Source organism: Bradyrhizobium sp. cir1, assembly GCF_014198245.1.
In the GTDB taxonomy this organism is placed as follows: domain Bacteria; phylum Pseudomonadota; class Alphaproteobacteria; order Rhizobiales; family Xanthobacteraceae; genus Bradyrhizobium.
The window spans coordinates 18,123-42,727 of record NZ_JACIHE010000029.1; the positions used below are offsets into that span (position 1 = coordinate 18,123).

Below are 24,605 nucleotides of genomic sequence, written 5' to 3' on the forward strand. Positions count from 1 at the left end.
AGGCCTTGCCGGAGGCCGGCGCGGACCTCCGCTTCGAAGCGGCACAACAAACATCACAAGTGGGGTCTCGCGGACTTATGGGTGCCCCCCTTAGCCCTTCAGCGGCGTAGCGCCCGCCCTCCGCCCCGGCGCAGGTCCCACATAGCGCGCCCGCGGACGGATCAGCTTGCCGTGCTGTAGCTGCTCGCTGGCATGCGCGATCCAGCCGACGCTGCGGGCCATTGCGAACAGCGCAAGCTCGCTGCCTCCAGGCAGGCGTAGCGCGTGCACGAGCACCGCAAGCGCGTAGTCGATGTTGACGAGCTCGCCGGTCGCCTCCGCGATCCTTTCAGGCACTTCGCGCGTGAATTTTCGCGGTGCGCCGGCGCGAGAGAGCGCATTGAGCAGCGACTGCGCGCGCCGGTCGCCGCGCTTGTAGACGCCGTGGCCGAAGCCGGGAAAGCGTTCGCCGAGCGCGACGCGTTCGCGAACCATGGGCTCGACGTCGCGATCCACCAGCGTCTTGACGAGCTGCGATGCGAGCACGCCGGCACCGCCATGCTTCGGCCCCTTCAGTGCGGCGAGACCGGCGATGACGGAATCATAGAGATTGAGGCCGGTCGAGGCCGCGCAGCGCGCGGTGAAGGTGGAGGCGTTCAATTCATGCTCGGCGAGCAGAACCAGCGCGCGGCGGATCAGGTCGGGCGCGTGCTTGTTGTCGGGCGCCCAGGCCTTCGCGATCTGCTGATGCATCGGCTCGGCCGACGGCTCGGCGTTGAGCATGGTCGCGACCAGCAGGCGGACGATGCGCGCGCCGACCATGGCGCGGCCATCGGGGGCGCGGGTGAAGGCGCGGGGATCGGCGCTCGATGCGAGCGCCAGCACAGCGATGGCGCGATCGATCGGCGCGGCGCGGCGCGCGGCCTGCGCGATCAAGCGCATCTCCTCGGATATCGCGGGACAATTGTCCGGCGCGAAGGGATCGACGCCGGCGACGTCCCAGAGCAGCGTCGCGGTGTGCTCCAGCGTGTCGTTCTCGGCGAGATCGACGCAGTTCACACCGCGGTAGATCGCGCCCTCCTCGGTGATGGTCGAGATCTCCGTGTCCATCACCGGCAAATCGGCATCGAAGCTGCGCAGGCCCCGCGGCTCCGGCGACGGCACCCGGCGCTCCTTCAGAGCGCGGACGTCCTCGGCGCGGTAGCGGTTTTTTCGCGAATCTGAGGTCGGCTCGGAGCGGATCAGGCCGCGGCTGACATAGGCGTAGAGGGTGGCTGGCGAGATCGCGAGCTCGGCGGCGGCCTCCCGGGCGGAGAGGTAGAGGCCCTCGGAATTTTTCATATTGATTTATGTAATCAAGATTGATCAATCTGTCGAGAGGCCCGACTTTTCCCTGCGTGCAATGCAAAAGGGAGATTGGGCCATGAACATCCACCTCACCAAAAGCCAGATCGGGCTGGACGGCGTTCCCGCGGCCGAGACCGTGCTGAGCCATGTCGACGGCGAGCGCGGCGAGCTGATCATCGCCGGCGAGCATGTCGGCCGCCTCGCCGCCAAATCGAGTTTTGAGGGCGTCACCGCCCGGCTCTGGAACGGCGCCAGCAAGACCAGTTTGAGTGAAGCCAATGTGCGGGCGAGCCTGGGCGCGGCGCGCGAGCGCGCCTTCGCGCGGCTGGACGAGTTGCTGCCGGCAACGCGCGGCATGGGCATTGTCGACGGGTTTCGCGCAGCGGTCGCAGGGCTTCGCGCCGAGCACGGCCTCGAACATGAGGCGACCATTGTCGGCGCATTCCCGGTGATCGCCGGCGCGCTGGTGCGGCGCGCCAAGGGGCTCGAGCCGGTCGCGCCCGATCCGAACGTGAGCCACGCCGCCGACACGCTGCGCATGCTGCATGGGCGCTCGCCTGCTTCGCGCGAGGTCACAGCGCTGGACGCCTATCTCGTCACCGCCAGCGACCACGGCATGAACGCCTCGACCTTCACCGCGCGCGTGGTGGCCTCGACGCAGGCCGATCTGTTCGCGGCCGTCACCGCAGGCTATTGCGCGCTGACCGGTCCGCTGCATGGCGGCGCGCCGGAGCCGGTGCTGGAAATGCTGGACGCGATCGGCTCGCGCGAGCGCATCCAGCCGTGGGTGGATGCGGCGCTGGCGCGCGGCGAGCGGATGATGGGCTTTGGCCACCGCGTCTACCGCGTGCGCGATCCGCGCGCCGACGTGCTCAAGTCCGCGGTCGAGGCGCTGGCGTCCAACGGCACCGACCTGCCGTTTGCCGGCGAGGTCGAGGCCTATATCCGCAGCGCGCTGCGGAAGAAAAATCCGGACCGGCCGCTGGAGACCAATGTCGAGTTCTTCACCGCGATCCTGCTCGATGCGCTGGCGATCCCACGGCAGGCGTTCACGCCGATCTTCGCCGTGGCACGCAGCGCAGGCTGGACCGCGCATGCGCGCGAGCAGCAGCGCACGGGGCGGTTGATCCGGCCGAGCTCGTCCTATGTGGGGGCGATGCCGGAGGTGTAGGGAATGCGTAGCCCGGATGGAGCGGCGTTCTTCCCCTCTCCCCTTGCGGGAGAGGGAGGATCGCCGCGTAGCGGCGAGACGGGTGAGGGGTTGTCTCCGCGAGTGAAGCTCTTGCAGTGAATCCGCGGAAAGATACCCCTCATCCGGCGCTTCGCGCCACCTTCTCCCTCAAGGGGAGAAGGAAAGAACGCGAGCGGCGAGGCCCTACGCCTCCCGCACCACCGTCTTCAGATAATTATACGCCTTGATGATCTCGATCAGGCGATCTTCCGTCGAGCGGTCGCCGCCGTTGGCATCGGGGTGGTGCTGCTTGACCAGCGCCTTGTACTTGCTCTTGACGTCGGCGAGCGTGGCGTCGGGGCCGAGGCCCATGACCTGGAGCGCCTTGCGCTCGGCGTTCATCACCTTGCGCGTCTCGGCCTTGGGCTGGGCGTCATGGCCCTTCCGCCAGTTGGCGCGGCCGTTGATCTCGCTGAACATGCTGAACGGGTCGGACGCCATATCGATCTCGGCTTCCGCACCCTTCTTGCCGCCATTGGCGCCCATCTTCCAGGTCGGGCGGTGGCCGGTCAGCGCGTCCTTCTGGTAGCGCGCGACGGCGTCGGCATTCATGCCGGAGAAGAAATTGTAGTTCTGGTTGTACTCGCGCACGTGGTCCAGGCAGAAGTGCCAGTACTCGCGCTGGTTCTCGCGCCCCTTCGGCGCGCGGTGCGCACCCTTGTTGGCGCAGCCCGCCCACTCGCAGTTGGCCACGGTGTCGCGCGGCTTCAGCTCGGGCTGCTTGCCCCGCGGCTTCACGCGGATGGAATCGAAGAACTTTGATGAATCGATCGGCATGGCTGACTTTGACTACGCAATGCAAAAACCTTCAAGTCTTGACATTGCAATTAGCTGACCACCCGTAGCCGAAGTTTCACTTCGGCGTCTTTGAAGACGGCCGCCCATGGGCGGCCTACGGAGTTGACGGGGGTGCGATCGCGTCCCTTAATGGCAGTCATGGTTATGAAAGACATTATCAGCAACAAGTTGCAGGAAGCTTTCACCCCGGAAAGCCTGCAAGTCGCCGACGAGTCACATTTGCATGAGGGCCACGGCGGCCATCGGCCGAGCGGCGAAACGCACTTTCGTGTCTATATCGTGTCTGCTGCCTTCAAAGGGAAGACCCGGGTCGAGCGCCATCGCATGATAAATTCGGCGCTGGCCGCGGAACTTTCCGGCAGCGTGCACGCGCTCGCGATCCACGCGCAGGCGCCGGGGGAAGGTGGGCGCTAGCTCCGCTGTCATGCCCCGCGAAGGCGGGGCATCCAGTACTCCGCGGCAGCAGTTCGTGCACACAATTGCCGCCGCGGAGTACTGGATCGCCCGCCTGCGCGGGCGATGACACCTGTCATGACGGCTAAAACGACGTCCCGGCCCTTCTCGGCTTGGGTTCTTCCATCTCGGCCTCACGCGGCACCGGTGAAATACGGAGCGCCGTGATGCGGTTGCGCTCGCGGCGCAGGACGCGGAAACGGAAGCCGTGGAACGTAAAACTCTGGCCGCGATCGGGGATCGAGCGCGCCTCGTGGATGACGAGGCCGGCGACCGTGGTTGCCTCCTCATCGGGCAGGTGCCAGTCCATGGCGCGGTTGAGGTCGCGGATCGGCACCGACCCGTCGACCACGACCGAGCCGTCCGGCTGGGCGCGCACGCCGGCGACCACGACGTCGTGCTCGTCGGAGATGTCGCCGACGATCTCTTCCAGAATGTCCTCCAGCGTCACGAGACCTTCAACTTCGCCGTACTCGTCGACGACGAGCGCGAAATGGGTCTTGCGGCGGCGGAACGCCTTGAGCTGCTCGGCGAGCGGCCGCATCTCCGGCACGAACCAGGGCGGCAGCGCGATGGTGGAGACGTCGATGCGCGAGGTGTCGCCGTCGGAGGCGCGGATCGCGCGCAACAGATCCTTGGCGTGCAGCACGCCGATGATGTTCTCCGGCTTCTCGCGCCAGAGCGGAATGCGGGTGTATTCGGTCGCCAGCACCTCGCGCACCAGCTCGTCCGGCGGCATGTCGGCATTGATCATCATCATCTCGGTGCGATGGATCATGACGTCGGAGACCTGGAGTTCACGCAGGTCCAGCAGGCCGCCGAGCATGTCGCGGTCCTGCTTCTCGACCTTGCCCTCGTGGTGCAATAGGTCCACCGCGCCGCGCAGGCGCTCGGTCGGCGACAGGATCGCCTGGTGCTCGCCGGCGAGACCGAACAGGCGCATCAACAGGCGCACGATGACTTCGACGATCCTGAGCAGCGGCCCCAGCACATACATCGTCAGCCGCATCGGGCGCGCGACCGCGAGCGCGATGCGGTCGGGCGCGTTGATGGCGATGGTTTTCGGCAGCACCTCGGCGAAGATCACGACCAGGGCGGTCATCACGCCGGTCGCATAGAGCACGCCGACATCGCCGAACCAGGACGTGAAGATGCCGGTGGCGAGCGCGGACGCGCCGATATTGGCGATGTTGTTGCCGAGCAGCAGCGCGCCGATCAGGCGCTCGCGCATGTCGAGCAGCCGCGAGACGACGTCGGCGTCGCGATTACCCTGCTTGGAGAGCCGCAGCATGCTGGCGCGCGAGGCGCCGGTCAGCGCGGTCTCGCTCGCCGCGAAGAACGCCGAGACCAGCAGGCAGAGGACGACGATGGTGAATCCGAGCCAGTCCATGCACCACTCAACAGAATAAATAGGTCAGCCGCGCGTCAGGCCTTTTGCGCCAGCTTCTCTTTCAGGAAATCGCGCACCGGCGCCGGCTCGACGTCCTTCGCGATCACCGCGCGGCCCACGGCCTCCAGCAGGATGAAGGTGAGCTTGCCGCGCTTGACCTTCTTGTCCTGCGCCATCAGGGCCATCAGCGCGTCGGCATCAGTGAGCCCTTCCTGCGCGAATCCCGCGATATCCTGCAAGCGAGTCGGCAGGCCTGCTTCGATCAGATGCCGCTCGACGCGCGCCGCCTCAAGCTCGCCGATCATGCCGAGCTTCGCCGAGAACTGCGCCGCCAGCGTCATGCCGATGGCGACGCCCTCGCCATGGAACAGGCGGTCGGAGAAACCGGTCGCCGCTTCCAGCGCATGGCCAAAGGTGTGACCGAGATTGAGCAGCGCGCGCTCGCCGGTCTCGCGCTCGTCGCGCGAGACGACGCCGGCCTTGGCGCGGCAGGAGGTCGCGATCGCATGCTCGCGCGCCGAGCCGCCCTTGAAGATGTCGGAATGGTTCTTTTCCAGCCAGGTAAAGAAGGCTTCATCCCCGAGCACGCCGTATTTGGCCACCTCGGCATAGCCGGCGCGGAACTGGCGCGGCGACAGTGTGTCCAGCACGGCGGTGTCGGCGATCACAAGCACCGGCTGGTGGAAGGCGCCGAGCAAATTCTTGCCCTGCGGCGAGTTGATGCCGGTCTTGCCGCCGACGGAAGAATCGACCTGCGCCAGCAGCGAGGTCGGCACCTGCACGAAATCGACGCCGCGGCGCAGGATCGCCGCGGCAAAGCCGGCGAGATCGCCGACCACGCCGCCGCCGAGCGCGATGACGAGATCGTTGCGCTCGATCTTTGCGGCGATCAGGGCCTCGCTGACCTTTTCGAGACCGGCATAGGTCTTGGAGATCTCGCCTTCCTCGACGACGACGCGCGAGGTCGGAATGCCGCTCGCTGCGAGCGAGGCCTCGGTCGGCTCGAGCCAGTATTTTGCGACGGTGCGATCCGTCACGATCGCCGTGCGAACGCCGGGGCGCAAGGCTGCGACCCGTTCGCCGAGCGAGGCCAGCACGCCGCGGCCGATGACGATGTCATAGGCGCGATTCTCCAGCGCGACATCGACATTGACGGGATCGGAAAGTTTCAACGGCGCAGTCATCTTAACGCACTCGCAACGTCGGCAGGTGGTGGGGCAGACTGCTCGCCGCAGAGATGGGCGTGCAGCGTCTCGATGCACTCCTCGACGATCTTGTCGTGCGGCACGTCGCGCGAGGCAATGGTGAGGTCGGCCTTGCCATAGATCGGCTCGCGCTCGGTGAGCAGGCGCGTCACGGTTCCCTCGGGGTCGGCGGTCTGGAGCAGCGGACGGTCGGCGCGGCGGCGGACGCGGCGCATGATGACGTCGTGGTCCGCCCTGAGCCAGATCGAGACCGCCTTGGCGGCGATGCGGGTCCGCGTCTCCTCGCGCATGAAGGCGCCGCCGCCGGTCGCCAGCACCACCGGGCCGCCCTCAAGCAGGCGCGCGATCACCCTTGCCTCGCCGTCGCGGAAATGCGCCTCGCCGTGGCGCTCGAAAATCTCCGGTATGGTCATGCCGGCCGCCGCCTCGATCTCGGTGTCGGCATCGATGAAGGGCAGCTTGAGCCGCGCCGCCATGCGGCGGCCGATGGTGGATTTACCCACCCCCATCATGCCGACGAGCACGATCGAGCGCGCACCCAGCGCCGACAGGATGTCGGCCTCAGGCGAAGCGGGAATCGGCAACGCGGCGTCGGACATAAATATCGCTCTGGATCTCGCTCAAACTGCCGCCAAAGGCGGCATCCTCGGCCACCTATACGACCCCGCAGGGGCCCTCGCCAGAGGACTCTTGCCACGAAACGGCGAACATGTTGGATGATTTCATTGGTTAATTTGCCCGCCTGGACCTCAGGAACCTTTGCACGATGCCCAGCCTGTTCCGCTTCCTGACGGTCGTCGCCGTGATCGCCGGCATCGTCTATGGCGTGGTGTTCGTGCTGGCGAACTTCGTCAATCCCAAGCCGCGGGAAATGACCGTGACGATCCCGCCGGATAAGTTTCTCAAGAAATAGCAGCTAGGCTCCGGGGCATGCGTGCAAAGCCCTCAGACACAAAACTCACCGGCCTGTTCCTCGACATGCTCGCGGCGGAACAGGGCGCCGGCCCCAACACGCTCGACGCCTATCGCCGCGACCTCACCGATTTCTCCGAGTTTCTCGGCCGTGTCGGCCATACATTCGCGGACGCGGAAACGCAGACGCTGCGCGACTATCTCGCCGATCTCGACACGCGCGGCTTCAAATCCACCAGTGTCGCGCGGCGGCTGTCGGCGATGCGGCATCTCTACCGCTTCCTGCTGAACGAGCGCATCAGAACCGAAGATCCCGCGGCGATACTATCAGGCCCGAAGCGCGGCCGCGGCCTGCCAAAGGTGCTGTCGATCGCGGACGTCGACCGCATGCTCCGCCGCGCCAAGGAAATGAGCGAGGCGAAAGATGCTTCGCCCTCGAAGCGACTGCGGGCGTTGCGGCTCTATTGCCTGCTCGAGGTGCTCTATGCCACGGGCCTGCGCGTCTCCGAGCTGGTGGCGCTGCCGCGCTCGGCGGCCAAGCGCGACGCGCGCATGATCGTGGTGCGCGGCAAGGGCAACAAGGAACGGCTGGTGCCGCTCAACGACGCCTCGCGGCAGGCGATGGCGGATTATCTCAGCGCGACGGAGGCCGCGAAGACGGAGAAGAAGAAAGACAGCCTCGCCGCCTCGAAATGGCTATTTCCCTCCTTCGGCGAGAGCGGGCATCTGACGCGGCAGCACTTTGCCCGCGATTTGAAGGAGCTCGCGGTGGCCTCCGGCCTGCAGGCCCGGCTGGTCTCACCCCACGTGCTGCGCCACGCCTTCGCCAGCCATCTGCTGCACAACGGCGCGGACTTGCGCATCGTGCAGACGCTGCTGGGGCATACCGACATCTCCACGACCCAGATCTACACCCATGTGGTCGAGGAGCGGTTGAAGAGCCTGGTGCGCGACCTGCACCCACTGGCGGAGAAATGAGGTCTCGTAGCCCGGATGAGCGCAGCGACATCCGGGATTGCTGCCTGAGGCACGACCTGCCCCGGATATCGCTTCGCTCATCCGGGCTACGGGTTAAGGGCGAAACCGCCTTGACTTCGGCCACATCTCCGCAGAAAGAGCCGGGGCCTTTCGACTGATTTGGCTTCCTGCCACCAGCGCACAAGCCAACTCGTTGAAGAAGCTACACTTCTTTCCGCGACCCCAACCTCGCTTCGCTTCTAGAGCCCCGTCCCCCTATATTGAGTTGATGCAAGACCAGATGCGCAGCTATCTCGACTTCGAAAAGCCCGTCGCCGAGCTCGACTCCAAGGTCGACGAATTGCGCGCGCTCGCCGCCACCGGCACCGGCACCGACATCAGCGACGAGGTCGGACGGATCGAGGACAAGGCGGCGCAGGCGCTGGCCGACCTCTATACGAACCTGACGCCGTGGCAGAAGACGCTGGTCGCGCGGCATCCGCAGCGGCCGCATTTCAACGATTTCATCAAGGGCCTGATCACCGAATTCACCCCGCTCGCCGGCGACCGCAAGTTCGGCGAGGACGAGGCGCTGGTCGCCGGCTTCGGCCGCTTCCGCGGCGAGCCGATCTGCGTGATGGGCCAGGAAAAGGGCGATTCCACCGAGAGCCGCATCCGGCACAATTTCGGCATGGCGCGGCCCGAGGGCTATCGCAAATGCGTGCGGCTGATGGAGATGGCCGAGCGGTTCGGCCTGCCGGTGCTGTCGCTCGCCGATTCTGCCGGCGCCTATCCCGGCATCGGCGCCGAGGAGCGCGGCCAGGCCGAGGCGATCGCGCGCTCGACCGATGCGTGCCTCGCGCTAACCGTGCCGAACGTCGCCATCATCACCGGCGAGGGCATGTCGGGCGGCGCCATCGCCATCACCACCGCCAACAAGGTCTTGATGCTGGAGCATGCGATCTACAGCGTGATCTCGCCGGAAGCGGCCTCCTCCATCCTCTGGCGCGACGGCACCAAGGCGCAGGAAGCCGCCAACAACATGAAGATCACCGCCCAGGACATGCTCCGCTTCGGGGTGATCGATCAGATCCTGAAGGAGCCGGTCGGCGGCGCCCACCGCGACCCCGCCGCCATGATCGCCACCACCGGCGATGCCATCGCCAAGGCCTTCGACGAGCTCCGGGGCCTGGACGCGGATGCGATCCGCAAGCAGCGGCGGCAGAAATTCCTCGATATCGGCCGGAAACTGGGCTGATTCGCCATTTTGGGACGTCATTCCGGGGCGCCCGAAGGGCGAACTATGGTGCGCAATTGCGCACCTGAGAATCTCGAGATTCTCAGGGGCGCAATTGCGCCCCGTAGTTCGGTGCTTCGCACCGCCCCGGAATGACGGGTCCCAAGCCCCGGTAACCCCGCGTTAACCCTTTTTTTGCCCAAATCGGCGATCTGAGTCCTGATTGGGCCGGAAGGCCCAAGGAAAGTCTAAGTAAGGCCCAAAGTCGCGTCCATTTAGTCTCTGTTGACCATGCCACTGGGCCAACGCCCTCGTGATCCCCGCTCGGGTTGCGACCAGATGACCCAGAGGTTAGAATTTTAATCAATGGCTTCAGGGCATAAGCGCTGGAGCGTGGTCTGAACGAGCCCGTCACGGCGGGTCGGTTTTCCGGTCGGATCACGCGCCAAAAGATTGGGGTTCGCGCTCCTTGCCCGGCACGGTGTGGGGTCCATCTTGATTTCTCGTTCGCTTGCTCGCGCGCTCTTGGCTTCGGTTGCGCTGATGACGGCCGGTGTCCTGCTGGCCGGCTGCGATACCGACCAGGTCTCGCTCGCGACCAACGCCAAGGCCAATCAGCCGGTGCCGCCGAAGCTGCTCGCGGCGATGGTCGAGAAGGACATGGATCTGCAATCGCCGATCCTGGTCCGCCTGTTCAAGCAGGAGGCCGAGCTCGAGGTCTGGAAGCAGACCCGCAACGGCCAGTTCGCGCTGCTCAAGACCTATCCGATCTGCCGCTGGTCGGGTGACCTCGGCCCCAAGGTGCGCGAAGGCGACCGCCAGGCGCCGGAAGGATTCTACTCGATCAATCCGAGCCAGATGAATCCGCAATCCGCCTATTACCTCTCCTTCAATACGGGCTACCCGAACGCATTCGACAAGGCTTTGGGCCGCAGCGGCTCGCAGCTGATGGTGCATGGCGATTGTTCGTCCCGCGGCTGCTACGCGATGACCGACGAGCAGATCGCCGAGATCTATTCGCTCGGCCGCGAATCCTTCTTCGGCGGCCAGAAGGCGTTCCAGCTGCAGGCCTATCCGTTCAAGATGACGCCGGTGAACATGGCCAAGCACCGGAACAATCCGAACATGGCCTTCTGGAAGATGATCAAGGAAGGCTATGATCATTTCGAGGTGACGCGGCAGGAGCCGAAGGTCGATTTCTGCGAGAAGAAGTACGTATTCGACGCAACGAAGCCGGCCGACGCCAAGCGCGATCCGGTGTTCGACGCCTCGGCAAAATGCCCGGCCTATGTGATCCCCGAGGACGTCGCCAGCGCCGTGCGCGAGAAGCAGGCGAAGGACGAGGCCGAATACGCAAGGCTGGTCGCCAAGGGTACGCCGGTGGCGCGCATGAACACCGGCATCGACGGCGGCATGAACAAGATCTTCGCCGCGAAGATTCCGGAAGGCTCGACCGGTCTGTCGGAAGGCGCCGAAGGCACCACGCTGCAGATGCTGGCGATGGCGAAGGCGCCGGGCACGATCCCCGGCCACGTCAATCCGCCCAAGCCGAATCTCGACGCGGTCGCGGCCGCGCCGGCGCCGCAGGAAGAGCCGGTCACGGCCAGCAGCGCGCCCGCCGCCAACACCCGCGTCGCCGCGGCTGCTCCAGCTGAGAAATCCGGCGGCTTCTTCTCCAATCTCGGCCGCAAGATGGGCCTCGGGACCGCCGACACCACGGCGACGACCACGCCTCCGCCGCCGCAGGCCACCGCGTCCGTTGCACCGGCCGCTACCTCCACGACGCCGCCGACCGCTGCATCGCGGCTGAAGGCCGCTGTGACCCGGTTCGTACCCGGCCGCGACACGTCAAAGGACGCCGCGAAGGATGCGCCGAAGCCGGCGGTGGCTGTCGCCAAGCCGGCAGAGCCACAGAAGCCGCAGCCCGACACGCGCCTCGCCCAGACCCGCCCGGCGATGAAGCCGTCGGCGTCGGACGGCGCAAGCGACAGCACCCAGCTGGCCGGCGCCGCGCCGGTGGTGCAGTCGAACTCGTTCGACAGCCGCTTTGGGGCGATGAAGTAAGCGGGCGATCGACTTTCGCGCTGCACACTCAGCTGTCATCGCCCGCGAAGGCGGGCGATCCAGTATTCCAGAGACGTTTATGCTTGAACCGAGAGGCCGCGGCGTACTGGATGCCCCGCCTGCGCGGGGCATGACAGTTGAGAGGGGAGCGAGAGTAGCGCGCTTCACCCGCGCACCCTACGGCGCCAGATACCGCATCAGTTCCGGATTGCCCCGCACCTCACCCGCCGCACCCTGCAGCGCGACCCGGCCGCGGTCCAGGACGTAGGCGTAGTCGGCCACACGTAGCGCCAGGTCGAGGTGCTGCTCGACGATGATCACCGCGATCTCTTTCGCGAGCTCGATCAGGCGCTCGGTGATCTCCTCGATCACGCCGATCCAGACGCCTTCGGTCGGCTCGTCCAGTAACAACAGCTTTGGATCTCCCAGCATGGCGCGGCCGATGGCGAGCATCTTGCGCTCGCCGCCGGAGAGGGTGCCGGCGGGCTGGTCGAGGCGCTGGCCGAGCTTGGGGAAGATGGTCAGCACGCGGTCGACAGCGGCAGCATCCTTGTTCGCGAGCGAGCCGACCGCGAGATTGTCGCGCACCGACAGGCGCGCGAACACCGAATGCTCCTGCGGCACATAGCCGATGCCGGCGCGGACGCGCTCCTGGGTGGCGCGGCGGCTGATGTCGCGGCCGTCGAAGGCGACCTCGCCCTTCCACGCCGGCAACTCGCCGACGATGGTCTTCATCAGCGTGGTCTTGCCGGCGCCGTTGCGCCCGAGCACGGCGACGCCGCCGCGCCAGGGAATGCCGATTGTGACGTCGAACAGGACCTGGCTGCGGCCATAGCCGGCGTCGAGATGCTTGATGTCCAAAAATTCAGGCACGGCGCAGATAGATCTCCTGGACGGATTTGTTGGCCTGGATCTCCGACACCGTACCCGACGCCAGCACCTTGCCCTGGTCGAGCACGGTGAGGCGGTCGCAGATGTCGCGGATGAAATCGAGATCGTGCTCGACGATGACGAGCGAGCAATGTTTCTTGATCGGCTGCAGCAACTCGCCGGTGACGCGGCGCTCCTCCAGGCTCATGCCGCCGGTCGGCTCGTCGAGCAGCAGGAGTTTTGGCTTGCCCGCGAGCGCCATCGCGATCTCCAGCCATTGCTGCTGGCCATGCGAGAGCGCGGCGGCCGCATCGAAGGCGCGATCGGCGAGACGGAACTGCGTCAGCATGGTCATGACCTGGTCGTGCAGCGCACCGCGTGTGCGCGAGAACACCAGATCGAACAGCGAGGACTGCGCCTGCAGCGCCAGCAGGATGTTGTCGTAGAGCGTCAGCGTCGGCAGCACACTGGTGATCTGGAATTTCAGGCTCATGCCGGCCCGCGCCCGCTCGGTCGGCGTGAACGCGGTGATGTCGGTGTTGACGAACGACACCTTGCCTTGCGTCGGCACCTCAGCGCCGGCGATGCACTTCATCAGCGTGCTCTTGCCGGAGCCGTTCGGGCCGATCAGGCCGTGAAACTCGTTCTCGCCGACGGTGAGCGCGGCGCCGTCGAGCGCGGTGAGCTTGCCGAAGACCTTCTTGATGCCGGCGGCTTCAAGGAGCATTGCGCTTCTCCTTGAAGTTTTCCTTGACCTTGGCGCCGAAGCTGCCGACGCGTTCGCGCTCGCCGAGCACGAAGCTGATCAGGCCGAGCGGCCGGAACAGGATCACGAGCAGCAGCAGCAAGCCCAGGATGATCGGCCAGATATCGCGGTAATTGTCGGAGAGCCAGAAGCTGACGCCCTCGACGATCACGGTGCCGATGACGGCCCCGATCAGCGTGCCGGAGCCGCCGAACAGGACGTAGAGCACGACCTGGGTCGAGACCACGACACCGACCATGTTGGGCCAGACAAAACCTTCGTGGAACGCGTAGAGGCTGCCGGCAAGGCCGGCGATGGCGCCGCCGATGGCGAAGATGATGGCTTTCAGATGCTGCGCCTTGTAGCCGAAGAAGGCGATGCGCTGCTCGTTCTCGCGCAGGCCCGCGAGCGCGAGGCCGAATTGCGAGCGCACCAGGAAGCGGCAGAGCAGGTAGACGACGACGAGGATGCCGAGCACGAGATAATAGAAGGTCGGCCCTTCCGAGAACTCGTAGCCTCCAAGCGACATCGGCGCGATCGAGGGAATGCCGTTCTGGCCGCCGAGATAGTACCAGCCGCGCGCGAGACGATCGGCGGCGTAGGAGCCGGTGAGCGTGCCGAGCGAGACGAAGATCACGCTGGAGGGATGCCGGCCCAGCAGCAGGAAGCCGCCGAGCAGGAGCGCGAAGGTGAGGCCGATCAGCGTGCCCGCGGGCAGCACCACGAAGATGTTGGTGATGTCGAGGTCACGCGCGAGCAGCGCCACGCCATAACCGGCCGAGCCGAAGAACAAGGCCTGGCCGAAGCTCATGATGCCGGCATAGCCCCAGACCAGGTCGAACGACAGCGCGAACAGCGCGAGGATGATCACGCGCGTCGCGAACACCGTGAGATAGTCCTGCAGCACCAGCGGCGCGAGCAGCGCCGCGACCAGCACGACGCCCTCGACGATCGGCAGAACTTTTCGCCCCGCGACGACTTTTGCCGCCGTTCGGCTGCTACCCGTGGCAACGTGAGTCTCCCCGCCGATCTCGGCGGGGACCGCCTGCTTCACTGCGCCCATCGCTTTCGGCATTCTGCCTCAGCATTCCTTGGGATCGACGAGGCCGTTGCTGCGCGCGACGATCTCGTAGTTCCCACCCTTGGCGACCGCGGTGTACATCTTCATCTTGCAGTGCCGCTTGCCGGGCACCATTTCGGCCGGCCCGCCCGGGCCTTCGGCGATCTTGGCGTGGTCGAGCGCGGCGGCGACCGATTCGCGGTCGATCTTGCCGGCTTCCTTGACGGCGGCCTCCCACAGCTTCAGGCCGCGATAGGTGCCGGTGGCGGCGCTGCCGGCGGCGAACAGGAAGTTGCCCGGGAAATCCTTCTCATAGGCCGCCTGGATTTTTGCGTCGAACGGGTTCTCCTTGGTCAGCACCTTGAAGTAGTCGAGACAGCTCGCAAGGCCCTCGATCTCGCTCGCCTGGTTGATGTTGAGCGTGTTCTCGTCATAGTAGACGCAGGCCAGACGCCCGCCGTTCTTGAGGAAGCCGGCTTCATAAAGCTGCTTGAAGAACGGACCAACGCCCGGCGGAATGACGGTGTTGAAGACGACATCGACCTTGTTGGAGATGATGCGGTTGACGGTCGAGGAGAAGTCGACCTGGTCGAGCGGGTAGTATTCCTCGAACACGACCTCGCCGCCGCTCGCTTCGATCACCTTGCGGGCATAGACGTTGAGCGTGTGCGGCCAGACATAGTTGGCGCTCGGCAGCGCGAACTTCTTGCCGCCGTTCTTGATCAGCCAGGGAATGAACTCGTCGCACTGTTGCGCAGGCGTCGGGCCAGTGCAGAACAGATAGGGCGTGCACTCCTTGCCCTCGTAGAGCTGCGGATAGATGTAAAGCGTCTTGCCGCGCGCGACGATCGGATCCTTGATCGCGTTGCGCATCGAGGAGGTGATGCCGCCCAGCACCATGTCGACCTTGTCGCGCTGGATAAGTTTTCGCACATTGCCCACCGCGACGGATTCGTTCGAAGCGGTGTCCTCGATGTAGAGCTCGAGCGGACGGCCGAGCAGGCCGCCGGAATTGTTGATCTCCTTGATCACCATCTTGGCGACATTGGCGTCGGCATTGCCGGCGTAGGCGATCGGGCCGGTGAGATCGGTGGCAATGCCGACCTTGATCGGGCCTTCCGCCGCGTTGGCCCACTCGGCCGGGATCACCCAGCTGCCGACGCCGGTCGCGACGGCGCCGGTGGCAAAGGCGAAATTGGAAAGGAAGCGGCGGCGTGAAAGCTGAGGACGATCGAACATGTGACTAAACCCCTTTTCCAGCTATGAGGCCCTGCGGGCGGAATTTGATGAAGACAATGGCGAGCACGAAGACGAGGACGTCGGCGACAACAGGCGCCATCACCCATGGCAGCGCCGCGCTGAGCGTGCCGATGACACCGGCGCCCGCGACCGGTCCGATGAAGGAGCCGACCCCGCCGACCATGACCGCGACAAAACCCTGGATCAGGAAGCGCAGGCCGAGATCGGCAAACAGGCTGAACACCGGCACGATCAGCGCGCCGGCAAGGCCGGCAAGCGCCGCGCCGAATGCAAAGGTGGCGCCGTAGATCAGCGGCGTGGAAATGCCGGAGGCACGCGCCAGCGACGGGTTCTCCAGCGTCGCACGGACGCGCAAACCGAAGCTCGTGCGCGCTAGCAGCAGGTAGCAGCCGCCCATCACCAGCAGCGTGATGACGATGATGGTGAAGCGCCAGGCCGAGATGTGCATGGCGCCGATGTCGATCGAACCGCCGATCGGCTCAGGCACGGTGAGATAGAAGCCGCCGATCAGGCCGCGGACGGATTCGCGGATGATGAGGCCGAGCGCATAGGTGCCGAGCATGGCGACGATCGGCGCGGCATAGAAGCGGCGGATGATCAGCGCCTCCAGCACGAAGCCGAGCGCGCCGACCAGGAAAGGCGCCGCGACCATGCCGGCCCAGATCGGCAGGCCCTTGGCATAGGCGAGATAGGTGATGTAGGCCCCGAGCAGGACGAACTCTCCTTGCGCGAAGTTGAAGATGCCCATCATGCTGGCGATGATCCCGAGCCCCAGCACGATCAGGACGATGATCGCGCCGAAGCTCAGGATCTCGAACGCCGCGACGAACGCGTTAGCCATGCGGTGGATTCTTGTTTTGACGCGTTTTCTTCACGCGAACCGGTATCCACTTCGCTTGAAAACGCTTCTGTGTTCCGTCGGCCTGCATCAACACCTCGCTCACATCTTCTTCCAGTCGCCGATCTGCTCGAAGGCATGGGCGGCGCGATAGATGGTGGATTCCTCGAACATGCGGCCGACCAGCATCAGGCCGACCGGGAGGCCGTCGACCATGCCGCAGGGCAGCGACATCGCGGGGTGATGGGTGATGTCGAACGGCGCGGTGTTGCCGATCATCTCGAGCGCACGGGCAACATATTCCTCGCGGCTGGCATTGGGCTCCGGCAGCTTGGTCGCCTTCATCGGCGTCGTCGGCAGCAAAAGCAGATCGTAATCCCCGAACGCCTTGTCGTAGGCGGCGGTCAGCCGGCGGGAGATGTTGAGCGCCTTGCCGTAGAAGCGTGGACCGAAATTGTTGTTGATGTAGGTGCCGAGCATCATGAACAGCTTCGTGGTCTCGGACAGCGAATCGGCTTGCCGGCGCCAGCCGCGATGAAAGTCCATCAGCGAGGTCGAATAGAGATCGCCGCGGCTGAGGCCGTAGCCGTCGCCGAACATCATGGTCTGGGTCAGGCCTTCGGTGCCGATCGGGGTCCAGATCGCGCCGCCCAGGAGGTGCATCGGGATCGAGACGGTCTCTACTGTGGCGCCCAGATCCTTGAAGCGCTTGGCGGCCTCTCGCACGCTTTCATTCACCGCAGCCTCTGCGACCGGCTGCTCAAAACCTTCCTTGAGGATGCCGATCTTCATGCCCTTGACGCCCTGGCCGAGCGCCTTGGTGTACTCCTCGACCTTCGGAGCCTTGATGCGTGAATCGTAGCCGTCATCGCCGGCGAGCACTTCGAGCAGCAGCGCGTTGTCGGCAACCGTCGCGGTGATCGGGCCGGTATGGTCGACATAGATCTCGATCGGCATGATGCCGGTATAGGGCACGAGTCCCCATGTCGGCTTCATGCCGTAGACGCCGCAGAACGACGACGGCATGCGGATCGAGCCGCCCTGATCGCCGCCGATCGCCATGTCGACCTCGCCGAGCGAGACCACGACGCCCGAGCCTGACGACGAGCCGCCGGCCGAGTACCCCATCTTGTGCGGATTATGCACCGGCCCGTAGGAGCCGGTGTGACTGCCGCCGGACAGGCAGAAATGCTCGCAATGAACCTTGCCCTTGATCTCGGCGCCGGCATCCAGCATGCGCGTGACGATGGTGGCGTCGAAATCAGGCACATAGCCTTCCAGCGTCGACGAGCCGTTGGTCATGGGCACGCCGGCCAGCATGATGTTGTCCTTCAGCGCAATGGTCTTGCCCTTGAGCTTGCCGCTGGCGGCGCCCTTCACGGTCGACTTGCGATACCAGGCATTGCGCGGGTTCTCCTCGGCCGAGGGCCGGTAGCCCGGCGTGCGCGGATATTTCACCTCGGGCAATTCGTCCGGCATCGCGGCAACGAGATTGTAGGCTTCGATCGAGCCCTGCATCAGGCCGCGGAACGAGGCGACGTCGTCATCGGTGAGCGAAAGGCCGCATTGCTCGGCGACACTGCGAAGTTGGGCGGGCGTGGGAAGGACAACTGTCACGGCGCTCTCCTCTGAGGCTTCTTGATCCCTGGCATTGGACGGAAGCCTCTGGCTCGCGCCTGTGCGGCGCGGGCCAACCGGCTTCACGTCGATATTACAGACGGAAATATTTTCCTTTTCAAGTATTATTTCGCAAGTCCGCTGCGGCGTATCAGATGGCCGCCTGTCAGAGCGTCTTGATGATCCTGAAGTCGAGACCGTCGGCTTCAGCGAGGAACATCGGCATTTCGGCGCGACCATCGCGTAGCGTCACGGGGCCGCGGCCAGCTGTATAGACAGTGTTGCGCGCGGCCTTGAGCAGCGGACGAAAGGCCAGCGAGCCGGCGCGGTTGGCGACGGACTCCAGGAAGCGCAGCCCTTCATAGTTCGACTGACCGACGGAGCCGACTGGCGGCGCGTTGGCACCGAACATGGAATAATAGGCGCCGAGGAACTCGTCATTGGCGCGCGAGACCATGCCGTTGAAATAGCCGGAGGCGCAGAACAGGTTCTCGGTGTTGTCGGCGCCGATGCCGAGCAGCACGGTCTCGTCCATCGCACCCGCAAGCCGCAGCGTCGAGGTGGCAAGTCCCGCCTCGGCAAAGGCGCGGTTGAAGGTGATGCTGTCGGTGCCGATCAGCGAGATCAGCACAACATCCGGCTTGGCGGCGCGGATGCGTGCCAGATGCGGCTCGTGATTGTCCTCGCCGACGGGCACGAACTCCTCGCCGACGACTTGGCCACCGGCCTCCTTGATGTAGCGCTTCACCGCGCGATGCGACTGCCAGGGCCAGACGTAGTCGCTGCCGATCAGGTACCAGCGCGCCGCCTTCTTGACGTCCGCCAGCCAGTGGATGGCGGGGCGGCTCTGCCAGCGCGGCGTCTCGCCGATCGCCATCACGCCGGGCGTGCGCTCGCCGCCCTCATAGACCGGAGTGTAGATGTAGGGGATGCGGTTGCCGGTGACCTTGCGCAGCGCGACGCGGACCGCGCTGATATGCGAGCCCATGATGAGGTCGACCTCGTCGAAGGCGATCGCCTGCTCGGCGCGGCGCACCACCTCGTCGATCGGCCCGCCGGAATCGTAGATCGACAGTTCGAGCTCGCGGCCCAGAATGCCGCCGCGCTTGTTGATCTCGGCGACCGCCAGCATCGCGCTGTTGGTGGAGGTCGGGCCCCAGATCCCGGGCGAGCCGGTGAAGGTGAGAAAATTGCCGATGCGCAGCTTGTTGCGCGCACCACGGCGCTTCATGAAATGCGCGTCGACCGGAGACAGGTCGAAGTCAGCCGCCGACGACGACAGATTCCTGAACAGCAAGGACGGCGGCAACGCCGGACCGCCGTGAGCCGGGAAGTTTACCGTCGCGCGCACGCCAACTCCTGTCCGGTGCCAGACCTGAAAGCCCATTGAGCAGGCGGCCGCGGCTTCCGCCCTTTTGTTGGGCAATGATCCTATTTTGAAAATATTGAATATTCAAGAATTGAAGTGCATATAGATGCAGCATTGATTGCAAGACATTCACTCATTTGGGTCAAGACGAAGTCTTAGCCGTGGCAAAACCGTCGAAAGAAAACTCCCCGATCACCGAACATCTCGCTTATCTGCTCGCGCAAGCCAACCGGGAGATCAACCGGCAGCTGGAACTGCGCTTGAGCAAGGAAGGTGTTCCCGTCGAGCAATGGCGCATCCTGAAAGTTCTCTCCGATGGCAACGGCCATTCGATGGGCGAGCTTGCGGACGCGGTGCTGCTCAACCATCCGACGCTGACCAAGATGATCGACCGCATGGTCTCCGACACGCTGGTCTATCGCGTGCAGGACCCGAACGACCGCCGCAAGGTTTTGATGTTCATCTCCGACCGCGGCAAGGTGCTGTGCAAGAAGCTCAACTCGCTCGCGGTCGACCAGGAGGAGCACATCCTGGAGAGCTACGGCGACAAGTCGACGAGCGAGCTCAAGCGGCTGCTGGAGAGCTTGATCGACAGCTCGAATTGAGCTGCGTGAATATCAATTCCATCGTCGTCCTGGACAAGCGAAGCTCGCGGCTACGCGTAGCGTTGTCGCGAGCGGAGCGCAGATCCAGGACCCATTACCACCGCATTTGGTTTGACGAAGACTCGCGGTCGCCAGCTTCGCGCGACAACTCCGCCTTGGGGTAATGGGTCCTGGCTTTCGCCAGGACGACGATGTGGGGATAACCTGCACCGCACACTCAGTGTCATCGCCCGATTTAATCGGGCGATCCAGTATTCCAGAGACAGTCGTTGTTGAACCGCGAAGCCGCAGCGTACTGGGTCGCCCGGTCCCGGCTACGCCAAGGCTTCGCCGGGCCCTTCAGTGTTGGGCCGGCGAAGCGTCAGCGACGACAGTGGAGAGTGAGGCGCCGACGTCGGGCCTCACACGCGCACTGCAGCGAAGCCTAGCCGCTAAGCATACTTCCCGTGGCAATGCTTGTACTTCTTGCCTGAGCCGCACGGGCAGTCCTCGTTGCGGCCGACCTTGCCCCAGCTCGCGGGGTTCTTGGGATCGCGCAGTGCCGCGTCGGTGGCCTGAGCCCCGAGCGTGACACTGGCGAGCGCCATCTCGTCCTCGCCGGTATTCGGGTCGAACTTGTGCGCTTCCATTGCGGGCAGCATCGGGGCTTCCTGCTCTGGCGGGACGATCTCGACGCGCATCAGCTGCGCGGTGACGGCCTCGCGCAGATGAGCGCTCATCTCCTGGAAGAGGTTGAAGGCCTCGGTCTTGTACTCCTGCAAGGGATCGCGCTGGCCGTAGCCGCGCAGGCCGATGACCTGGCGCAGATGGTCGAGCATGATCAAATGCTCGCGCCAGAGATGGTCGAGCGTCTGCAGCAGAATGGTCTTCTCGACGTAACGCATCACGTCGGGACCCCATTGCGCGACCTTGGCCGCCATGTGCTCGTCAGCCTTGGTCTCGATGCGCGTGAGCAGCTCCTCGTCGGCGATGCCCTCTTCCTTGGCCCAGTCGTCGACCGGCAGGTCGAGATCGAGCACGCGCTTCAACTCGTCCTTCAGGCCGGCGACGTCCCACTGCTCGGCATAGGCATGCTCGGGCACGTGCTTGGCGACGAGGTCGTCGATGAAGGCGTGGCGCATGTCGGTGACGGTCTCGGCGACGCTGTCGTCCTTCATCAGGTCGACGCGCTGGTCGAAGATCACCTTGCGCTGGTCGTTCTGGACGTTGTCGAACTTGAGCAGGTTCTTGCGGATGTCGAAGTTGCGGGCTTCGACCTTCTGCTGCGCCTTTTCGAGCGCCTTGTTGATCCAGGGATGGATGATGGCCTCGCCCTCTTGCAGGCCGAGACGCTGGAGCATGCTGTCGAGGCGATCCGAGCCGAAGATGCGCATCAGATCGTCTTCCAGCGACAGGAAGAATTTTGAGCGGCCGGGGTCGCCCTGACGGCCGGAACGGCCGCGCAGCTGGTTGTCGATGCGGCGGGATTCGTGGCGCTCGGAGCCGATGATGTAGAGGCCGCCCGGCTTCTTCACGGTCTTGGCGGGCTTACTGCCCTTAGCCGGCTCGATCTCGACGGTCTCCTCGGCCTTCAGCACGATGTCGCGGAAATGGGCGATGTCGGCCTTGATCTGCTCGATCTTCTTCGCCTTCTCGGCCTCGTCGGTGATGCTGGCCGTCTCCTGCTGGAGACGCATCTCCAGCGAGCCGCCGAGCTTGATGTCGGTACCGCGGCCGGCCATGTTGGTCGCGATCGTGATCGCACCGGGCACGCCGGCTTCCGCCACGATATAGGCTTCCTGCTCGTGGAAGCGCGCGTTCAGCACCGCGAACAGCTTTGACGGTTTGCCGGCGCGGGCGGCGGCATAGAGCTTGTCGAGCGCATTCTCCTTGCCGAAATCGATCTGCTTGTAACCGTTCTGCTTCAGGAACTCGGCGAGCACTTCCGACTTCTCGATCGAGGCGGTGCCGACCAGCACCGGCTGCAGCCGCGCATTGGCGCGCTCGATCTCGGCGAGGATGGCGGCGTATTTTTCCTTCTGGGTGCGATAGACCTCGTCGTCCTCGTCGAGGCGCGCGATCGCCAGATTGGTCGGGATCTCCACGACCTCGAGCTTGTAGATGTCGAACAGTTCGTCCGCTTCGGTCGCGGCCGTACCGGTCATGCCCGCCAGCTTCTCGTACATGCGGAAGTAGTTCTGGAAGGTGATCGAGGCCAGCGTCTGGTTCTCGGGCTGGACCTGGACGTGCTCCTTGGCTTCCAGCGCCTGGTGCAGGCCCTCCGAATAGCGCCGGCCCGGCATCATGCGTCCGGTGAACTCGTCGATGATGACGACCTCGTCGTCGCGGACGATGTAGTCCTTGTCGCGGGTGAACAGCGTGTGCGCGCGCAGCGCCTGGTTGATGTGGTGCACGACGGAGACGTTCTCGACGTCGTAGAGCGACTCGCCCTTGAGCTGGCCGGCATCGCGCAGCAGCGTCTCGATCTTCTCCATGCCGGCTTCGGTCAGCGTCACCGTGCGCTGCTTCTCGTCGACCTCGTAGTCGGTCTTGTCGAGCTTGGGCAGGAAGCCGTCGATGGTGTTGTAGAAGTCGGAGCGGTCGTCGAGCGGTCCGGAGATGATCAGTGGGGTGCGCGCTTCGTCGATCAGGATGGAGTCGACCTCGTCGACGATGGCGAAGAAGTGCGGCCGCTGGACCATGTCCTCGAGCCGGTACTTCATGTTGTCGCGCAGATAATCGAAGCCGTATTCGTTGTTGGTGCCGTAGGTGATGTCGCAGGCATAGGCGGCCTTGCGCTCGGCATCGTCGAGACCGTGCACGATCACGCCGGTGGTCATGCCGAGGAAGCCGTAGATCTGGCCCATCCAGCCGGAGTCGCGGCGGGCGAGGTAGTCGTTGACGGTGACGACGTGGACGCCCTTGCCGGCGAGCGCGTTGAGGTAGACCGCGAGGGTCGCGACCAGCGTCTTGCCTTCGCCGGTCTTCATCTCGGCGATGTCGCCCTCGTGCAGCACCATGCCGCCGATCAGCTGGACGTCGAAATGGCGCTGGCCGAGCGTGCGCTTGGCGGCCTCGCGCACCGTGGCGAAGGCGGGCACCAAGAGGTCATCGAGGGTCTTGCCCTCGGCAAGCTGCTTCCTGAAGTCGGCGGTGCGGGCCTTGAGCTCGTCGTCGGAGAGCTTGATGAGCTCGGGCTCCAGCGCGTTGATCGCGTTGACGCGGGACTGGTATCCCTTCACCCGCCGGTCGTTGGCGGAGCCGAAAAACTTGCGGGCGAGCGCGCCGATCATGCCTAGTTCCTGTGTTCGCGATTTAACCGCGTTGCAGCCAAGAAGTTGTCACCCGTCTGCCTATCAACTCACCGTGACGCCTGATGGCGCCAGAGCCCGGACTGCGGGGGTCATCCGCCATATGGGTGGGAATTGGGCAAGTCTGGGTTCAACGGCCAAAAACGCAGCAAAATAAACGCCATCGCCATGGACGCGATCGGGCACAGATATGGCCCGGTCAGGGCCTTGTCAACGGCGGGTGCCTTGCCGCTAATTCATCATTTTGACAGACTTTTCGCGTTGCCAAGCCCCCCTGATTGGGCGAGTGTCCGCCCCGCTCGAGCAGCCCCCTGCTTCAACAAAAGGATTTTCCATGACCACCTCGTTCCCGGCAACCACCGGCCAGCGCTTCCGCCATGCCTCCGCCCTGGCCGGCTGCCTTGCTCTGGCGCTGACCCTGGCGTTCGCCGGGCCGCTCCGGGCTGCCGACGATCCGGTGCTCGCCAAGGTCAACGGCGCTGAAATCAAGAAGAGCGACGTCGCCATGGCCGAGGAGGAACTCGGGCCGAGCCTCGCCCAGATGGACCCGGCGACCAAGGACGAGAACGTCCTGTCGTTCCTGATCGACATGAAAATCGTGTCCAAGGCCGCCGAGGACAAGAAGGTTGCCGACAGCGAGGAGTTCAAGAAGCGCCTGGCGTTCGCCCGCAACCGCCTGCTGATGGACAGCCTGCTTGCCAATGAGGGCAAGGCCGCCACCACCCCGGACGCGATGAAGAAGGTCTATGAGGAGGCCTCCAAGCAGATCACCGGCGAACAGGAGGTGCGCGCCCGCCACATCCTGGTCGAGACCGAGGACGAGGCCAAGGCGGTGAAGGCCGAGCTCGACAAGGGCGCCGATTTCGCCGAGCTCGCCAAGAAGAAGTCCAAGGATCCGGGCTCTGCCGACGGCGGTGACCTCGGCTTCTTCACCAAGGAGCAGATGGTGCCGGAATTCTCGGCCGTGGCGTTCGCGCTCGAGCCGGGCAAGATCTCCGACCCCGTGAAGTCGCAGTTCGGCTGGCACATCATCAAGGTCGAGGAAAAGCGCAGCCGCAAGGCGCCGGACTTCGAGCAGGTCAAGGCCCAGATCGAGAACTACGTCACCCGCAAGGCCCAGGCCGACTACGTCGCCAAGCTGCGCGCCGAAGCCAAGGTCGAGCGGCTGGACCAGCCGGCGGCGGACGCCAAGCCGGCTGACGCGGCCAAGCCCTCCGACAGCAAGATGGCGCCGCCGGCGAAGAAGTAAGAATTCGCTGTCACTTCTCGGACGCCAATAGTATCTAACGTCACAATGGCCGGGCCTAAAGTGCGAAGCACGTCTTCGCACTTGATGGCCCGGCCATCTGCATATCCAGACCCACCAAGGCGCCCCCAC

21 protein-coding genes are annotated in these 24,605 nt (G+C 64.9%); 8 read left to right on the forward strand and 13 right to left on the reverse strand.

All coding sequences use genetic code 11. The features are described from left to right. Window positions 1–90: 90 nt before the first annotated feature. A complete protein-coding gene (locus tag GGD63_RS34750; RefSeq protein ID WP_183249008.1) occupies window positions 91–1,320 on the reverse strand; it encodes a citrate synthase family protein in 1,230 nt (409 codons plus the stop codon). 82 nt (window positions 1,321–1,402) lie between these two features. Between GGD63_RS34750 and GGD63_RS34755 the strand changes: the two genes are divergently transcribed. After that, window positions 1,403–2,497: a citrate synthase/methylcitrate synthase gene (locus tag GGD63_RS34755; RefSeq protein WP_183249009.1), complete on the forward strand. Its 1,095-nt coding sequence runs from the start codon at window positions 1,403–1,405 to the stop codon at window positions 2,495–2,497. Between the two features lie 204 nt (window positions 2,498–2,701). Here the strand turns inward: GGD63_RS34755 and GGD63_RS34760 are convergent, their stop codons facing one another. After that, window positions 2,702–3,334, reverse strand: a complete 633-nt coding sequence (locus GGD63_RS34760; RefSeq protein WP_183249011.1) for a J domain-containing protein — start codon at window positions 3,332–3,334, stop codon at window positions 2,702–2,704. A gap of 159 nt (window positions 3,335–3,493) precedes the next feature. Here GGD63_RS34760 and GGD63_RS34765 point away from each other — a divergent pair, with 159 nt between their 5' ends. Next, window positions 3,494–3,769, forward strand: coding sequence for a BolA family transcriptional regulator (locus GGD63_RS34765; protein WP_246785781.1), 276 nt, complete (start codon window positions 3,494–3,496; stop codon window positions 3,767–3,769). A 124-nt stretch (window positions 3,770–3,893) separates the two neighbouring features. On the opposite strand, the gene GGD63_RS34770 is transcribed toward GGD63_RS34765, so the two are convergent. The 3 genes from GGD63_RS34770 to GGD63_RS34780 are packed head-to-tail and all read right to left on the reverse strand — an operon-like array spanning window position 3,894 to window position 7,002. Further along, window positions 3,894–5,198 carry an HlyC/CorC family transporter gene (locus GGD63_RS34770; protein WP_183249015.1) on the reverse strand — a complete coding sequence of 435 codons (1,305 nt, stop codon included), beginning with the start codon at window positions 5,196–5,198 and terminating at the stop codon, window positions 3,894–3,896. A 35-nt stretch (window positions 5,199–5,233) separates the two neighbouring features. Then, window positions 5,234–6,382: a 3-dehydroquinate synthase gene (aroB, locus tag GGD63_RS34775; RefSeq protein ID WP_183249017.1), complete on the reverse strand. Its 1,149-nt coding sequence runs from the start codon at window positions 6,380–6,382 to the stop codon at window positions 5,234–5,236. Beyond that, the gene (locus tag GGD63_RS34780; protein WP_183249019.1) at window positions 6,379–7,002 is read right to left on the reverse strand and encodes a shikimate kinase; all 624 of its coding nucleotides are present in this window, start codon (window positions 7,000–7,002) and stop codon (window positions 6,379–6,381) included. Before GGD63_RS34780 ends, aroB begins: the two co-directional genes overlap by 4 nt. A gap of 167 nt (window positions 7,003–7,169) precedes the next feature. On the opposite strand from GGD63_RS34780, the gene GGD63_RS34785 reads away from it, so the two are divergent. The 4 genes from GGD63_RS34785 to GGD63_RS34800 all read left to right on the forward strand — a co-directional run bounded on the left by GGD63_RS34785 (window position 7,170) and on the right by GGD63_RS34800 (window position 11,573). Then, window positions 7,170–7,316: a histidine kinase gene (locus GGD63_RS34785; RefSeq protein ID WP_183249021.1), complete on the forward strand. Its 147-nt coding sequence runs from the start codon at window positions 7,170–7,172 to the stop codon at window positions 7,314–7,316. 17 nt (window positions 7,317–7,333) lie between these two features. Next, window positions 7,334–8,293: a site-specific tyrosine recombinase XerD gene (xerD, locus tag GGD63_RS34790; RefSeq protein WP_183249023.1), complete on the forward strand. Its 960-nt coding sequence runs from the start codon at window positions 7,334–7,336 to the stop codon at window positions 8,291–8,293. 268 nt (window positions 8,294–8,561) lie between these two features. Continuing rightward, window positions 8,562–9,530: an acetyl-CoA carboxylase carboxyltransferase subunit alpha gene (locus GGD63_RS34795; protein WP_183249025.1), complete on the forward strand. Its 969-nt coding sequence runs from the start codon at window positions 8,562–8,564 to the stop codon at window positions 9,528–9,530. 522 nt (window positions 9,531–10,052) lie between these two features. Continuing rightward, on the forward strand, window positions 10,053–11,573 hold the full coding sequence (locus GGD63_RS34800) for a murein L,D-transpeptidase family protein (protein WP_210316092.1): 1,521 nt from the start codon (window positions 10,053–10,055) through the stop codon (window positions 11,571–11,573). A 177-nt stretch (window positions 11,574–11,750) separates the two neighbouring features. Here GGD63_RS34800 and GGD63_RS34805 read toward each other — a convergent pair whose 3' ends face one another. From GGD63_RS34805 to GGD63_RS34835, 7 genes are all read right to left on the reverse strand, one after another. Beyond that, entirely contained in the window at window positions 11,751–12,446 is a 696-nt protein-coding gene (locus tag GGD63_RS34805) for an ABC transporter ATP-binding protein (protein WP_183249030.1), read from the reverse strand. Continuing rightward, window positions 12,439–13,170: an ABC transporter ATP-binding protein gene (locus GGD63_RS34810; protein ID WP_026312070.1), complete on the reverse strand. Its 732-nt coding sequence runs from the start codon at window positions 13,168–13,170 to the stop codon at window positions 12,439–12,441. The genes GGD63_RS34805 and GGD63_RS34810 overlap by 8 nt, the downstream gene beginning before the upstream one ends. Then, on the reverse strand, window positions 13,160–14,263 hold the full coding sequence (locus GGD63_RS34815) for a branched-chain amino acid ABC transporter permease (RefSeq protein ID WP_183249031.1): 1,104 nt from the start codon (window positions 14,261–14,263) through the stop codon (window positions 13,160–13,162). Before GGD63_RS34815 ends, GGD63_RS34810 begins: the two co-directional genes overlap by 11 nt. 6 nt (window positions 14,264–14,269) lie before the next feature. After that, window positions 14,270–15,487, reverse strand: coding sequence for a substrate-binding protein (locus tag GGD63_RS34820; RefSeq protein ID WP_183249033.1), 1,218 nt, complete (start codon window positions 15,485–15,487; stop codon window positions 14,270–14,272). A gap of 4 nt (window positions 15,488–15,491) precedes the next feature. Next, window positions 15,492–16,349, reverse strand: a complete 858-nt coding sequence (locus GGD63_RS34825; protein ID WP_183249035.1) for a branched-chain amino acid ABC transporter permease — start codon at window positions 16,347–16,349, stop codon at window positions 15,492–15,494. Window positions 16,350–16,448: 99 nt separating this feature from the next. Next, on the reverse strand, window positions 16,449–17,963 hold the full coding sequence (locus GGD63_RS34830) for an amidase (RefSeq protein ID WP_183249037.1): 1,515 nt from the start codon (window positions 17,961–17,963) through the stop codon (window positions 16,449–16,451). Window positions 17,964–18,129: 166 nt separating this feature from the next. Beyond that, window positions 18,130–19,314 carry a substrate-binding domain-containing protein gene (locus GGD63_RS34835; protein WP_183249039.1) on the reverse strand — a complete coding sequence of 395 codons (1,185 nt, stop codon included), beginning with the start codon at window positions 19,312–19,314 and terminating at the stop codon, window positions 18,130–18,132. A 179-nt stretch (window positions 19,315–19,493) separates the two neighbouring features. Here GGD63_RS34835 and GGD63_RS34840 point away from each other — a divergent pair, with 179 nt between their 5' ends. Beyond that, window positions 19,494–19,937, forward strand: coding sequence for a MarR family winged helix-turn-helix transcriptional regulator (locus GGD63_RS34840; RefSeq protein WP_025576502.1), 444 nt, complete (start codon window positions 19,494–19,496; stop codon window positions 19,935–19,937). 431 nt (window positions 19,938–20,368) lie between these two features. On the opposite strand, the gene secA is transcribed toward GGD63_RS34840, so the two are convergent. After that, window positions 20,369–23,209 carry a preprotein translocase subunit SecA gene (gene secA / locus GGD63_RS34845; protein WP_183249041.1) on the reverse strand — a complete coding sequence of 947 codons (2,841 nt, stop codon included), beginning with the start codon at window positions 23,207–23,209 and terminating at the stop codon, window positions 20,369–20,371. A gap of 352 nt (window positions 23,210–23,561) precedes the next feature. On the opposite strand from secA, the gene GGD63_RS34850 reads away from it, so the two are divergent. Then, window positions 23,562–24,476, forward strand: a complete 915-nt coding sequence (locus tag GGD63_RS34850; RefSeq protein WP_183249043.1) for a peptidylprolyl isomerase — start codon at window positions 23,562–23,564, stop codon at window positions 24,474–24,476. Window positions 24,477–24,605 lie beyond the last annotated feature (129 nt).

What these genes read in the sequence shown, in the direction of transcription:
- GGD63_RS34800 (WP_210316092.1), top strand. Translation starts at nt 10,053, where the DNA reads ATGACGGCCGGTGTCCTGCTGGCCGGCTGCGATACCGACCAGGTCTCG.
- GGD63_RS34820 (WP_183249033.1), bottom strand. Translation starts at nt 15,487, where the DNA reads ATGTTCGATCGTCCTCAGCTTTCACGCCGCCGCTTCCTTTCCAATTTC.
- GGD63_RS34850 (WP_183249043.1), top strand. Translation starts at nt 23,562, where the DNA reads ATGACCACCTCGTTCCCGGCAACCACCGGCCAGCGCTTCCGCCATGCC.
- GGD63_RS34780 (WP_183249019.1), bottom strand. Translation starts at nt 7,002, where the DNA reads ATGTCCGACGCCGCGTTGCCGATTCCCGCTTCGCCTGAGGCCGACATC.
- GGD63_RS34815 (WP_183249031.1), bottom strand. Translation starts at nt 14,263, where the DNA reads ATGCCGAAAGCGATGGGCGCAGTGAAGCAGGCGGTCCCCGCCGAGATC.
- GGD63_RS34755 (WP_183249009.1), top strand. Translation starts at nt 1,403, where the DNA reads ATGAACATCCACCTCACCAAAAGCCAGATCGGGCTGGACGGCGTTCCC.
- GGD63_RS34795 (WP_183249025.1), top strand. Translation starts at nt 8,562, where the DNA reads ATGCAAGACCAGATGCGCAGCTATCTCGACTTCGAAAAGCCCGTCGCC.
- GGD63_RS34825 (WP_183249035.1), bottom strand. Translation starts at nt 16,349, where the DNA reads ATGGCTAACGCGTTCGTCGCGGCGTTCGAGATCCTGAGCTTCGGCGCG.
- aroB (WP_183249017.1), bottom strand. Translation starts at nt 6,382, where the DNA reads ATGACTGCGCCGTTGAAACTTTCCGATCCCGTCAATGTCGATGTCGCG.
- GGD63_RS34750 (WP_183249008.1), bottom strand. Translation starts at nt 1,320, where the DNA reads ATGAAAAATTCCGAGGGCCTCTACCTCTCCGCCCGGGAGGCCGCCGCC.
- GGD63_RS34760 (WP_183249011.1), bottom strand. Translation starts at nt 3,334, where the DNA reads ATGCCGATCGATTCATCAAAGTTCTTCGATTCCATCCGCGTGAAGCCG.
- GGD63_RS34765 (WP_246785781.1), top strand. Translation starts at nt 3,494, where the DNA reads ATGGTTATGAAAGACATTATCAGCAACAAGTTGCAGGAAGCTTTCACC.
- xerD (WP_183249023.1), top strand. Translation starts at nt 7,334, where the DNA reads ATGCGTGCAAAGCCCTCAGACACAAAACTCACCGGCCTGTTCCTCGAC.
- GGD63_RS34810 (WP_026312070.1), bottom strand. Translation starts at nt 13,170, where the DNA reads ATGCTCCTTGAAGCCGCCGGCATCAAGAAGGTCTTCGGCAAGCTCACC.
- GGD63_RS34785 (WP_183249021.1), top strand. Translation starts at nt 7,170, where the DNA reads ATGCCCAGCCTGTTCCGCTTCCTGACGGTCGTCGCCGTGATCGCCGGC.
- GGD63_RS34770 (WP_183249015.1), bottom strand. Translation starts at nt 5,198, where the DNA reads ATGGACTGGCTCGGATTCACCATCGTCGTCCTCTGCCTGCTGGTCTCG.
- secA (WP_183249041.1), bottom strand. Translation starts at nt 23,209, where the DNA reads ATGATCGGCGCGCTCGCCCGCAAGTTTTTCGGCTCCGCCAACGACCGG.